This is a genomic window from Sphingopyxis sp. H053 (assembly GCF_001468225.1).
In the GTDB taxonomy this organism is placed as follows: Bacteria; Pseudomonadota; Alphaproteobacteria; order Sphingomonadales; family Sphingomonadaceae; genus Sphingopyxis.
The window spans coordinates 320,376-333,569 of record NZ_LNRU01000003.1 but is presented as its reverse complement, the minus strand read 5'-3'; the positions used below and the strand labels follow the sequence as shown (position 1 = coordinate 333,569).

At 66.1% G+C, this 13,194-nt stretch carries 10 protein-coding genes; 6 read left to right on the top strand and 4 right to left on the bottom strand.

Annotated elements, in window-relative coordinates:
* Window positions 1–24 precede the first annotated feature (24 nt).
* Window positions 25–1,038 (bottom strand): NAD-dependent epimerase/dehydratase family protein, encoded by a 1,014-nt coding sequence (locus ATE70_RS07305; protein WP_058537274.1) that lies wholly within the window; start codon window positions 1,036–1,038, stop codon window positions 25–27.
* Window positions 1,035–2,387 carry a UDP-glucose dehydrogenase family protein gene (locus tag ATE70_RS07300; RefSeq protein WP_058537273.1) on the bottom strand — a complete coding sequence of 451 codons (1,353 nt, stop codon included), beginning with the start codon at window positions 2,385–2,387 and terminating at the stop codon, window positions 1,035–1,037. Before ATE70_RS07300 ends, ATE70_RS07305 begins: the two co-directional genes overlap by 4 nt.
* 312 nt (window positions 2,388–2,699) lie before the next feature.
* Between ATE70_RS07300 and ATE70_RS07295 the strand changes: the two genes are divergently transcribed.
* From ATE70_RS07295 to ATE70_RS07275, 5 genes are all read left to right on the top strand, one after another.
* Window positions 2,700–3,971, top strand: a complete 1,272-nt coding sequence (locus ATE70_RS07295) for an aldehyde dehydrogenase family protein (protein WP_058537272.1) — start codon at window positions 2,700–2,702, stop codon at window positions 3,969–3,971.
* A 68-nt stretch (window positions 3,972–4,039) separates the two neighbouring features.
* Window positions 4,040–4,978: a hypothetical protein gene (locus ATE70_RS07290; RefSeq protein WP_058537271.1), complete on the top strand. Its 939-nt coding sequence runs from the start codon at window positions 4,040–4,042 to the stop codon at window positions 4,976–4,978.
* 158 nt (window positions 4,979–5,136) lie between these two features.
* On the top strand, window positions 5,137–5,994 hold the full coding sequence (galU, locus tag ATE70_RS07285) for a UTP--glucose-1-phosphate uridylyltransferase GalU (RefSeq protein ID WP_058537270.1): 858 nt from the start codon (window positions 5,137–5,139) through the stop codon (window positions 5,992–5,994).
* A 1-nt stretch (window position 5,995) separates the two neighbouring features.
* A complete protein-coding gene (locus ATE70_RS07280) occupies window positions 5,996–8,173 on the top strand; it encodes a GumC family protein (protein WP_082639662.1) in 2,178 nt (725 codons plus the stop codon).
* 12 nt (window positions 8,174–8,185) lie between these two features.
* Window positions 8,186–9,544 carry a hypothetical protein gene (locus ATE70_RS07275; RefSeq protein WP_058537269.1) on the top strand — a complete coding sequence of 453 codons (1,359 nt, stop codon included), beginning with the start codon at window positions 8,186–8,188 and terminating at the stop codon, window positions 9,542–9,544.
* A gap of 41 nt (window positions 9,545–9,585) precedes the next feature.
* Here the strand turns inward: ATE70_RS07275 and ATE70_RS07270 are convergent, their stop codons facing one another.
* Window positions 9,586–11,346, bottom strand: a complete 1,761-nt coding sequence (locus tag ATE70_RS07270) for a chloride channel protein (protein ID WP_058537427.1) — start codon at window positions 11,344–11,346, stop codon at window positions 9,586–9,588.
* A gap of 68 nt (window positions 11,347–11,414) precedes the next feature.
* On the opposite strand from ATE70_RS07270, the gene ATE70_RS07265 reads away from it, so the two are divergent.
* Complete coding sequence (locus ATE70_RS07265; RefSeq protein ID WP_058537268.1) at window positions 11,415–11,819, top strand: MarR family winged helix-turn-helix transcriptional regulator; 405 nt, start codon at window positions 11,415–11,417, stop codon at window positions 11,817–11,819.
* Between the two features lie 57 nt (window positions 11,820–11,876).
* On the opposite strand, the gene ATE70_RS07260 is transcribed toward ATE70_RS07265, so the two are convergent.
* Window positions 11,877–13,121 (bottom strand): acyl-CoA dehydrogenase family protein, encoded by a 1,245-nt coding sequence (locus ATE70_RS07260; RefSeq protein WP_058537267.1) that lies wholly within the window; start codon window positions 13,119–13,121, stop codon window positions 11,877–11,879.
* Window positions 13,122–13,194 lie beyond the last annotated feature (73 nt).

Genomic DNA, 13,194 nt, shown 5'->3' with positions numbered 1-13,194 from the left:
TAGCGCCCGGCCGGATTTTCCGGCTCAGGCCACCGCTGCCATCGGCCCTCTTCCACCATTTTCTATTTCGCCCAGATACCAGTCGACGAACCGCTCGATCCCCCGCGCAAGCGGGACCTTGGGGCTGTATCCGGTGAGCGCGTTGATCGCCGAGATGTCGGCGTAGGTCGCGGTCACGTCGCCCGGCTGCATCGGCCGCATCAGCTTGATCGCTGGCCGGCCGAGCGCGCGTTCGAGCACCGCGATCATGTCCATCAGCCCGACGGGATTGCAGTCGCCGATGTTGAGCAGCCGGTTTTCACCGCCCGCCGGCGGCCGGTCGAGCACACCGACCACGCCGTCGACGATGTCGTCGATATAGGTGAAATCGCGCGCCATCCGGCCTTCGCCGTAGACCTCGATCGGCTGGCCGAGCAGGATCTTCTGCGCGAAACCATAATAGGCCATATCGGGCCGGCCCCAGGGGCCATAGACGGTGAAGAAGCGCAGCCCGCTGAGCGGCAGATGATAGAGTTTGGCATAGCTTTCGCTCATCAGCTCGCAGCTGCGCTTGGTCGCGGCATAGAGCGAGACCGGCGCGGTGCAGGGCTCGTCCTCGCGAAAGCCGGTGCCGCCGAGCGGGCGGTCGCCATAGACCGAACTCGACGAGGCATAGACAAGATGTTCGATATTGCCCGCGTGGCGCGCCGCCTCGAGCACCGCGAGATGCCCTTTGAGGTTGCTGTGCTCATAAGCGAAGGGGTTTTCGAGGCTGTAGCGAACCCCCGCCTGCGCGGCGAGATGGACTATCCGGCGGATGCCGTTCGCTTCTACCAGTTCGCTGATTAGCCCGGGGCTCGCGATGTCGCCGTCGATCAGCCGGAAGTTGAAATTGTCCGTCAGCCGCGCGAGGCGCGCCTTCTTGAGCGCGACGTCGTAATAGTCGGTGAAATTGTCGAGCCCGAGCACGCGTTCGCCGCGCGCGAGGAGCCGTTCGGACACCGCATGGCCGATGAAGCCCGCGGCGCCGGTTACCAGGATGGGGCTCTCGTCGGTCACGCGGCGTGCCTTTCGTTCGCGGCTGCGGCATCGTCCGCGGGCTGGCCCGGCCGACCGATGCCGACGTAGCGCAGGCCCGCTTCCTCGGCCCGCGCGGGCGGATAGATGTTGCGCAGGTCCACGAGGACCGGGTCGGCCATTGCGGCCTTGAGGCGCTTAAGGTCGAGCGCGCGGAACGCGTCCCATTCGGTGACGATCACCGTCGCCGCCGCGCCTTCGGCGGCGGCATAGGCGGACGATACATATTCGACGTCGCTCAGCACCGCTTTGGCCGCGTCCATGCCCTCGGGATCATAGGCGCGGATCTTGGCGCCGGCATCCTGCAGCGTCTGGATGATCGCGATCGACGGCGCGTCGCGCATGTCGTCGGTGTTGGGTTTGAAGGTCAGGCCGAGCACCGCGACGGTACGGCCGCGCACCTGTCCGTTCATCGCGGCGATAACCTTGCGGCCCATCGCGCGCTTGCGCTGATCGTTCACCGCGACGGTCGCCTCGATCAGCCGCAGCGGCGCGTCATGATCCTGCGCCGTCTTCATCAGCGCGAGCGTGTCCTTGGGGAAGCAGGAGCCGCCATAGCCGGGGCCGGCGTTCAGGAATTTGGCCCCGATCCGGTTGTCGAGCCCGATGCCGCTGGCGACCTCCTGGACGTCGGCACCGACCTGTTCGCACAGGTCAGCCATCTCGTTGATGTAAGTGATCTTCATCGCGAGGAAGGCGTTGGCGGCATATTTGATCAGCTCGCTGGTGCGACGGCTGGTGAAGACGATCGGCGCCTTGTTGAGCGAAAGCGGGCGATAAACCTCTTTCATGGGCGCGCGCGCGCGTTCGTCCTCAATGCCGATCACGACGCGGTCGGGGCGCTTGAAATCCTCAATCGCGGCGCCTTCGCGCAGGAATTCGGGGTTGGAGGCGACGGCGAATTCGGCGGCGGGGTTGCACTCGCGGACGATGCGCTCGACCTCGTCGCCGGTGCCGACGGGCACGGTCGATTTGGTGACGATCACGGTGAAGCCGGAGAGTGCTCCGGCGATCTCGCGCGCCGCGTCATGGACATAAGACAGGTCGGCATGGCCGTCGCCGCGGCGGCTGGGGGTGCCGACCGCGATGAACACGACATCGGCGGCGCCGACGGCCTCGGACAGCTCGGTGGTGAAGGCGAGATTGCCCGCCGCGACGTTGCGCGCGACCAGGTCGTCGAGACCGGGCTCATAGATGGGAATGCCGCCGGCCTGAAGACGGGCGATCTTGTTCGCGTCCTTGTCGACGCAGGTCACATGATGGCCGAAATCGGCAAAACACGCGCCCGAAACGAGACCGACATAGCCGGACCCGATCATTACGATACGCATTACGCGTTGCTCCCTTTTTATATGAAGTCGGCTTTTTGCTGCACATGCGAACAATCGCGTCGCAACGGTTAACGGTCAACTTGCCAGCTTTGAGCGGAGGCAATTGAAAGGCGAAATGATCGTTCCCAAAATCCCGACCCAGAACGGGACAGGGTAAAAAAATGCGATATATTAGAAGTGGATAATTCGGGGCTTTGCCTAAACGACGGCCGGGCGAATTGGCTGCAATGCGACGAAACGCTTCGACTTGAACTTGCCACGGCTCGGCGTCGGAGTAGAAGCTGGACAGGATAAAATGCGGGGAAGGGTGAGATGCTGGAAGCGCAACGTGGGGCATTTTTCGCCGACTTGCCGGTGTCGTTGGCCATTCGCCGCGACCGGCTGCGGCGCGCGGTGCTGATGATCGAAAAAAACGCCGACGCGCTCTGCAACGCGCTCGCCGCCGACCAGCCGAATCAGGATTCGGACTCCGCCAGGCTTATCGAAGTGGTGCCGGCGCTGGCGGCGCTGCGGGCATCGATCGGCGGGGTGGGGCGCTGGATGCGCGCCGAAAGCAGGGGCGGACTGCTCGCGCGGCTGCGCGGGGATAGCGACTATGTGGAATATCAGCCGGTCGGGGTGATCGGCATAGCGGCGCCGGCGTCGTTGCCGCTGCTCCGGACGGCGGGCATCCTCGCGGGTGCACTTGCCGCGGGCAACCGGGTGACGCTGAAATTCGACGCGGCCTCGGTGCAGCTGGGCCGGCTGATCGGCGAACTCGCACCCGACTTTTTCGATCCGCTCGAACTGGCGGTGGCGTCCGACGGTGACTTTGCACGGCAGGCGTTCGACCTGCTGGTGACCAGCGAACCGCAGGAAGGCGATGCGGCGATGCTTGCGCGTTCGGACAAGTCGCCGGTCATCCTGGGGCGCTCGGCCGATTTTGCCAAGGCCGCCGACAATGTGATCGCACGCAAGCGCCTCAAGGGCGGACGCGCACCGCTCGCGCCCGACTATCTTCTCGTGCCCGAAGAGCAGGAAGAGGCGATCGCTTCCTGGCTGTGGCGCGCGGCGATGCAGCCCGGGGCGAACGAAGCGGCGCTGCCCGACGCCGAACAGCAACGGCTGACGCGGCTATTGGATGACGCGCGCGCGCGCGGAGGCGAGGTGATAACGGCGGAGCCGCGCGGGACGCGAGTGCCGATCCACATCATTCGACACGCCAGCGAGGACATGCTGGTGATGCAGGAAGAGTTTCGGGGGCCGATCCTGCCGCTGCGCAATTATGCGCGGATCGAGGATGCGATCGCCACGATTCACCGGCGACCGCCGCCGCTCGCCATCACTTATTTCGGCCGCAATGCCGCCGAGCGCCGCCACGTGCTCGAACACACGCTGTCTTCGGCGATTGCGATCGACGGGCGCATTCCGTCGGCGACGAAGGCCGATGCGGGCATGACGCTCAACATCGACCATGGCGAAGCCGGCTTCCGCCGGTTCAGCCGGACGAGGCACGTCTGTCGTCAGCCTTTGGCCGGCTTCGCGCGGGCATCCGCGCGCGACGGTGGCGACGATTTGGGGGGAGCTGCGCCCGCGCTGCACTGACCCCGGACGCGCCACGCCGCGCCGCATCGCGCTGGCCTTGATCGCTGCGCGCCGATTAGCGCGGCCGCATGGACGATCCATCCTCTCGCTTCGCCGCCAAGCCGGTTCAGATCAATGCAGGGGGCGAGCCGGTCTATTTCGTGGAGTCGGGCGCCGTTTATCGCGGCGTGCGCGCGCGCGATGTCGGCAACGGCCTGTTCGTGATTCGCGAGCCGGTTCGCAATGTGCAGATCGCCAATATCCGGGTCGAGGGCGGCTACCGGGTGATCGAGAACAAGGCGGCACCCGAACTGGCAGGGGCGGGCAGCGTCGGGCTCCGCGTGCGCGGGGCCAACGCGACCAATCTCGAACGCAGCTTCGCCCGCATCCGGTATGACAGCCATGACGGGGTGATCGAGGATGTCAGCGCGAGCGGCATGCTGACCACAGGCGCGACCGACCTGCCGGTCGGCATCGCCTTCGACGGCACCGCGCACGACTTTCGGATCGAGCGCTGCTCGATGCGCGGCTTTCAATGGCAGCGCAAAGCCAGGCAATATTGGAACGGCGACGGTTTTTCGACCGAGCGGGGCAATGCGCGGATGCTGTTTCGCCAATGCGCCGCGTGGGACAATAGCGACGGCGGATTCGACCTGAAGTCGACCGAGACTTTGCTCGACGATTGCGTCAGCGGCCGCAACGCGCGCAACTTCCGGCTGTGGTCGAGCATCCGCGCGACGCGGCTCACCAGCCTCGATCCGGTCAAGATCGGCGGGATCGGCGACACCAACCATTTCACGATCATGGCGGCGAAAGGCGCAAGTGAGCCGGTGGTCATCCATATCGAGCATCTGACGGTAAAGAGCGACCGGGGCTGGCCGATCTTCGACGTGCATCACGGGCCGGCGAAAATCATCATCGGTTCGCACGATATCCAGGTGCCGCCGGGCACACCGCTGGTCCGCCCGCGTGGCGGCGGATCGGTGCCGGGCGGAGTGTCCTTTGCCGGGACACCGCCCAAGCTCTGAATGGCTTGGCGCACTTTGGACACGTTTCGACGCCGGGCTCTTGCTGCAATGCAGCGTAAAGGCGCAGGTCGCTCCTCGGCAGCACGCGGCGATCGTGCCCGCCGATCCAATGCTGGTTAATTGGGGGGGGAACCCAGCGACCAGAAAAGGGTGAAAAGATGCGAAAAATACGCAAGGCCGTGTTCCCCATCGGCGGCCTTGGAACCCGGTTCCTTCCGGCGACCAAGTCGATGCCCAAGGAAATGCTGCCGGTCGTCGATCGGCCGCTCATCCAATATGCGGTCGATGAGGCCCGCGAGGCGGGCATCGAGCAGTTCATTTTCGTCACCAGCCGCGGCAAGAGCCTGATCGAGGATCATTTCGATCATGCCTTCGAGCTTGAGGAAGCGATGGCCCGGCGCGGCAAGTCGCTCGCCGCGCTGGACGGCACCCGCCCCCCGCCGGGCGACATCAACATCGTGCGGCAGCAGGAGCCCCTCGGGCTGGGCCATGCCGTATGGTGCGCCCGCCGCCTCGTCGGCGACGAGCCCTTCGCGGTGCTGCTGCCCGACGATCTGATGGTCGGCGAACCCGGCTGCCTCAAGCAGATGGTCGAGGCCTATGCCGACCTCGGCGGCAATCTGATCTGCACCGAGGAAGTCGCGGCGGAGGACACGCATAAATATGGCATCGTCACGCCGGGCACGAGCTCGGGGGCGATCACCGAGGTCCGGGGGCTGGTCGAGAAGCCGGCGCCGGACGTCGCGCCGTCGCGGCTTGCCGTCATCGGCCGCTACATCCTCCAGCCCGAGGTGATGAACGTCCTCAGCAATCAGGAGGAAGGCGCGGGCGGCGAGATCCAGCTCACCGATGCGCTGGCGCGGATGATCGGCCAGCAGCCGTTCCACGGCGTCACCTTTCAGGGCAAGCGCTATGATTGCGGCGACAAGAGCGGCTTTGTGACCGCGACGCTCGCGCTCGCGCTCGCCCGTCCCGACATCGCGCCCGCGGTGCGCGCGTTCCTGGCTGCCGCATAATATGGACGCAGTGTCACGGCACATACCGCGCGGCCGGGAAGCGGACCCTGAGGTCGATCGCGGCGCACTGATCGACCTGCGCCGGGTCGGCGGCGTGCTGCGCCGGCGATGGATGATCTTATGTGCGGCGATGGCCGCGGCGATCGTCATCGCCGCGGCCGCCTATCTCGCCGCCGAACCGCGCTACCTCGCCACCGCGCAGGTCGCGCTTGAGCGGACGGCCGAGCAGGTGATCAAGGTCGATTCGGTGATCCCGACGACCGATCCCGATTCGGCGGCGGTCGATACCGAGGTGCAGGTCTTGCGCTCGCCCGAACTCATCGGGCGGGTGGTCGATCGGCTGAAGCTCGAACGCGACCCGGCGTTCAACGAGGCGGCCGGACAGGGCCAGCCGACGGCGCAGCCCGACCTGATCGGGCGCCAGCGCGCGATCGGTACGCTGCTGAACGGGCTGACGGTGAAGCGCGACGGGCTCTCTTATGCGATCAGCGTCTCGTTCGAGGGCGCCACGCCGGTGCAGTCGGCGCAGATCGCCAATGCGCTGGTCGACGATTATGTATCGGGGCAAGTCGGATCGAAGACCGAGGCGACGCATCGCGCGCGCGGGTTTCTTGAGCAACGGCTTCAGGATCTTCGCGCGCAGGTGGTCGGTGCCGAGCGCGCAGTCGCTGATTATCGCGCCGCGCACAATCTTTTCGCGGTCTCCGAAGCGAGCAGCGTGACGCAGCAAGAGCTGTCGGGGCTGTCGACCCAGCTTGCCCAAGCCAAGGCCGAGAATGCCGCGGCGCAGGCGCGCCTTTCGGCCGCGCGCGCGCAGCTGAGCGACGGCCGGACCGGCGAGGAGCTTGGCGATTCGCTCGATTCACCGGTGGTCAGCCAGCTGCGCGCCCAGCGCGCCGAGGTGGCGCGCGAGGTTGGGGCGCTCGAAAAACGCTATGGCCCACGGCATCCCGATCTCGTCCGCGCGCAGAGCCAGCTCCGCGTCGCCGATCAGCAGATCGCGGCCGAGGTGCAGCGCATCGTCTCCAACGTTGCGATCCAGGCGAGCATCGCCAACCAGCGCGCGGGATCGCTCGCGGGTTCGGTGGCGCAGTCCGAGGGCAAGCTCGCCAGCGACAATGCGGCGTCGGTGCGGCTGAACGAGCTGGAGCGTAACGCCGAATCGGCGCGGACGCTCTATCAGGCGTTCCTCGATCGCTATCGCCAGACGGTCGCGCAATCGGGGCTGGAGCGCAGCGATGCCTATATCGTCAGCCGCGCGCGCGTTCCCGGCGCGCCGAGTTCGCCCAACATGCTGATCTATGCGGCGATGGCCGTGGTCGGCGGGCTGGGTATCGGCGTGCTGCTCGTTGTCCTGCTCCAGCTGCTCGAACGCGGCATCGAGACGAGCGATGCGATCGAGGAGTCGCTGGGGCTGTCGACGCTGGCGTTGATCCCCGACGCGAACACGCTGCCCGGCTATCGCAAGCTGGGCCCGCCGGCGCCGCCGGCGGAACTCCTGCTCAAGCGGCCGCAATCGACCTATGCCGAAGCCTTCCGCACGCTCCGCACGTCGATCCAGTTCGCCGAGGCGGCGGGCCCGATCCGCGTCGTCGCGATCACCTCGGCGGTGCCGGGCGAGGGCAAGACCACGACCGCGATGGGGCTGGCCCGTGCGGTCGCGGCGGCGGGCGGCAAGGTGCTGCTGATCGACGCCGACGCACGGCGGCGCGCATCCAGCCGGCAGTTCGCCGACGGTGTAAAGCTGGGGCTCGACGAAGTGCTGGCGGGGCAGGCGACGCTGGAGCAGGCGATCGTCAAGGACAGCATGTCGGGCGCCTTCCTGTTGCCGCAGCGGCTCGATTCCAAGGGTGTCGGGCTGACCGAGAGTCCGCGGCTCGCCGAGCTGATCGAGGAAGTGCGCGGGCGTTACGACCTCGTGATCCTCGACACGCCGCCGGTGCTGCCGGTCGACGAGGCGCGCGTGATCGCGAGCATGGCCGACGGTGTGGTGTTCCTCGTGCGCTGGCGCAAGACGCCGACCAAGGCGGCGTCGGTCGCGCTGCGACGGCTATACGACGTCCATGCCGAAATGCTGGGCGCGGTGCTGACGCTGGTCGACGTGGGCGAGCAGGAGCGGGCTGGCTATGAAGATGGCGGCACCTTCCTGAAGGCGTACCGTCCTTATTATGCGGATTGATCAGGCGGCGCCGTGACCGCGCAGGCGCTACCTTACGGCCCGGCGTTCGGGCTCGGCATCCTGTTGCCGGTGACGGCGGTGCTGCTCGTTGCGCTCGTCATCGCGGCGCGGCGGGCGGGCAGCGTCGCGGGTGCGTTCGTCGTGGTGGCGCTGTGGATGCGCTACACGGCGGGCGCCTATCATCTCTATATGTTCCAGCCGCTCGCGGGCGGGCTTTCGGGCAATGCCCTGCTGTCGATCGGGGTGACCGGGTTCGGGCTGCTCTTTGTGGTGCGGCCCGCCAATCTGGCGCTCAAATGGCTGCTGCCCGTCTACGCGCTGGTCGGGCTTGCGCTGTTCAGCGCCGCGCTCAATGGCGATGCGGCCGGCGGGATCAACGTGGCGGTCAAATATGCCTATATGATCGTGATCATGATCGCGGTGTTCCAGGCGCTGCGCAGCGATCCCGACGCGCGGTTCCTGAGCTGGGCGATGGTTTCGTTCCTGCCGCTGCTCGTGTTTCAGGCGCTGTCGCTCGCGCTCAATCTGCCCAAAGGGTCGGAGGATGGCGACGGGCTGGTGTGGATCGGCGGCTATAATCACGAAGCGGCCTTCTCGGTCGCGATGATGACGGGGTTCCTGGTCGGTTGCTTCGCCAAATCGGCGCCGCGTGCGGTGCGCGTGGCCTTCCTGCTCGCGACATTGATCGGCATCCTGCTCGCGGGTTATCGCACGACGATCCTCGCGTTCGCACCGCTTGCGCTGGCCGCCTTCCTGAGCGGGCTGACGCTGAGCGTGCGGCGCGACCAGCGCGCATCGATGGCGGTGACCGCGATGGTTGCGGGCGTGCTGCTCGTCTCGGTCGCGGCCTTGTCGTACAGCGCGAGTTTCGCGGACCTCGCCGCCTTCCTCGCGGACCCTGCTGGGCTGATCAAACCACCGCGCGATTTCGACCTGCTCGAACGGCAGGTGATGTCCGGCCGGCCGCTGATCTGGAGCAGCTATATCTATGCCTGGGCCGCGGGCACGCCGCTCCAGCATCTGTTCGGCCTCGGGCCGGAGAGCTGGGAGGGCGTGTTCAAAGTCTATCCGCACAACACGCTGATCGCGACGCTCTACGAACTCGGCTGGTTCGGCGTGGCCGCGATGATCGCGCTGTGGACGGTGATGTTCGCCGCGGCGGCTTCGGCGCACGGCGAGCGCTTCAAGCTGCTCGCGGCGCATTTCGCCTTCTTCCTGCTCAACATGGCGACGATGCCCTTCTGGCAGGTCGAGGGACTGGCGCTCTACGGGCTGCTCTGCGGCTACACCATCTATGCCGCCCGTGCGGCGCCGCGACCACGGCCGCTGCGCGCCGCCGAGGCGCGGCGGCGACTGTCGGCCGGCCCCTAAAGGCAGCGCACCTCCGCTACGTTGGAGACGTCAGGCGACCTTTATCGGCCGAACCGCGTCCGCCGGGTTTCGGAGGTTCGCTGTGCCCTTCGGGCTTTCAGGAGATCCTGCCGCGAGAGGATGCCGACGACCTTGTGCGTTTCGGGGTCGACGATCGGCACGCGCGCGACGCCCGTTTCGACGATGAGGTCGGCGATCGCGCCGCAGGGCGTCTCGGGGTAGGCGACGGTCTGGGACGCGTCGGAAAGGGTTTCGGCCAGCGTGACCTCTTCGTCGAATGCGCCGATTTTCCATCGCAGCGCGTCCGATCGCGATGCCAGCCCGACCAGCCGCCCATCGGCGTCAACGACCGGGTAACTGCGGTGGACCGCCTTTTCGGTGAAAAAGCGCAAGGCCGCCTCGACCGTCATATCCGCGGGCAAGGTTGCCGGTTCGGGCGTCATGAGTTCGCGCGCCTGCTGCGAATCGAGCGGATCGACCGTATATTCCTGCAATATATGCCGGCCGCGGCGGGCGATCTTCTCGGTGAGGATCGAACGCCGCATGCAGAGGACGCTGACCGCATAGGCCAATCCCGATGCCGCGATCACGGCGGGAAGCGCGTCGAACCGTCCGGTCAGTTCGGCCGCGAAAAATGCGCCGGTAATCGGTGCGCGCATCGCGCCGCTCATGATCCCCGCCATGCCGATCATCGCCCAGAATCCGGCCGGGCCCGGCAGCCAGAAGCCCGCGATATAGCCCGTGGCGCCGCCGAGGATGAGAAGCGGGGCAAGAACCCCGCCCGATGTTCCGGAGCCCAGGGCGACGAGCCAGACGGCCGCCTTGACGACCAGCAATATGATCGCGGCCCGCACGACCATCGTGCCATCGACGAGCGACTGGATGTTGGAATAGCCTGCGCCCAGAACCCGCGAATCGATCAGTCCGCCGACGCCGACGACGACCGCGCCGATCGCCGGCCACCACATCCAGTGGACGGGAAGGCGATGAAACAGGTCCTCGATCCGGTAGAGGAGGCTCGACAGGAGCGCCGCCTGCAATCCCACGACCACGCCGATTCCGGCGGCGGCAGCGACAGTCCACCCGGACCCGGGCAGCGGCCAGGTGGCCGGAAACATCGGGCCGTCGCCGATCAGCTCGGGTCTCCATGCCGCGGCGACCAGCACGCTGACGACGACCGGGACAAAGCTTCTTGGCTTCCATTCAAACAGGAGAATCTCGACCGCCAGCAGGATCGCCGCCATCGGCGTGCCGAATATGGCGGTCATCCCGGCGGCGGCCCCGGCCACCAGCAGCGTCTTGCGTTCCGCCGCGCTCAGCCGGAAGCATTGCGCAAACAGCGATCCGATGGCGCCGCCCGTCATGATGATCGGTCCCTCGGCCCCGAACGGCCCGCCGCTTCCGATCGAGATCGCCGCCGATACCGGTTTGAGGACCGCGACCTTCGGCGACAGCCGGCTGTCGCCGAACAAGATCGTCTCGATCGCTTCGGGAATGCCGTGTCCCCTGATCTTTTCGGAGCCGAAGCGTGCCATCACGCCGATGATCAGGCTGCCGATCACGGGTATCATCACGATCGCCAAGCCGACCGTCGAATCCGATATTTCGGTTTCCTGTGCCGAAAGGCGGCCGAACCAGAAGGCGTTTGTGGCGATCGCAATCGACTTCAGCAAAAGCCAGGCGCCGAACGCGCCGCCCGTCCCGACGACTGGCGCCATGCAGGATAGAAGGATCATTCGGCGATCGACGCTGTGGTCGGCCAGTTGATGGCCGGCGATCGCTCGTGCAGGGTGAAGGTTCACGCAATGCCTCATTCGATTGGGGATGGCCAATTATATCGTAGCGCGATATAATTCAACTCGAGGATTTCATGACGTCCGACTTGACCGACACCGACTATGCGGCGCTCGCCGAATTCCGGTTTGCGCTACGACGCTTCCAGGTTTTCAGCGAAGCGAAAGCAGCGGACGCGGGGCTGACGCCGCAACAGCATCAGGCGTTGCTGGCGATCCGCGCGGCCGATCCCGATGATGCGACGGTGGGATATGTAGCGCAGCGCCTGATCGTGAAGCCGCATACGGCGTCGGGACTGATCGATCGGCTCGAAACGCTCGGGCTGGTTCGGCGCGAGGCAGCGCCGTCGGATCGGCGGCGCGCGCTGCTCAGGCTCACGGCGCACGCAACCGGAATATTGTCCGAGCTGTCCGCGGTGCACCGCGAAGAGATTCGCCGGCTCCAGCCCTTGCTCGTCGAGCATCTCACGCGATTGACATGAGCATGGAAACGCCTGCCGATGCATGACATCGGCAGGCGTCCGGCGAATGTCCGTTCGTCAGTGCCGCCCCAGTTCCTCGCGGCCGACCACCATATAATGAACCTCGTCAGGACCGTCGGCGAAGCGCAGGTGGCGCACATCGGCGTAAAGATCGGCGAGCGGGGTCCATTGCGAGATGCCCGTCGCGCCGTGGATCTGGATCGCCTGATCGATGATCTGGCACGTCCGTTCGGGCACCATCGCCTTCGCCATGCTCACCCAGACGCGCGCTTCGCGGTTGCCAAGCAGGTCCATCGCCTTCGCCGCCTTGAGCACGATCAGGCGCATCGCCTCGATCTCGATCCGCGCGCGCGCGATCACTTCCAGATTCTTGCCGAGCTGGGAGATCTGGCGGCCAAAGGCGGTGCGTGAATTGCCGCGCTTGACCATCAGGTCGAGCGCGCGTTCGGCCTTCCCGATCGTGCGCATGCAGTGATGGATACGACCCGGCCCGAGGCGCATCTGCGAGATCTCGAACCCGCGGCCCTCGCCGAGCAGGATATTGTCCTTGGGCACGCGGACATTGTCGAAGCGCATGTGCATATGCCCCTGCGGCGCATGGTCGGCACCGAAGACGTGCATCGGGCCGAGGACCTGTACGCCGGGCGTGTCCATCGGCACGAGGATCTGCGAATGCTGCGCCTTCCGCGCCGCTTCGGGATTCGTGTTCACCATGCAGATCAATATCTTGCAGCGCGGATCGCCGGCACCGCTGATGAAATATTTCTCGCCGTTGATCACCCACTCATCACCTTCGAGGCGCGCGCGCGTTTCGAGGTTGCTGGCATCCGACGAGGCGACACCGGGTTCGGTCATCACATAGGCCGAACGGATTTCGCCGTTGAGCAGCGGTTTGAGCCACATTTCCTTCTGTTCGGGCGTGCCGACCATTTCGAGCACTTCCATATTGCCCGTGTCGGGCGCCGAGCAGTTCAATGATTCCGATGCGAGCGGCGACTTGCCGAGCTCTGCGGCAATATAGGCATAGTCGAGATTGCTGAGCGGGGTCCCCGTGTCGCCGTGCGGGAGGAAGAAATTCCACAGGCCCGCGGCCTTCGCCTTGTCCTTCGCACCTTCGAGCAGTTCGAGCTGGCCCGGCGCCCAGCTCCAGCGGTCGGCGCGGCCTTCGCCGAGGCGGAAAAATTCCTCGGTGATCGGATCGACATTCTCGGCGATGTGGCGCTTGACCGCGTCGAACAGCGGCTGCGCTTCCTTCGACATCCTGAGGTCGTTGAGTTCGGCTTCGAGTTCGATCTCGGTCATGGCAATTCTCCGCTGGGTTTCTCCCACAGCTTAGCCGCGCCATGTCATCAAGGAAAATGATAGGAACGAATAT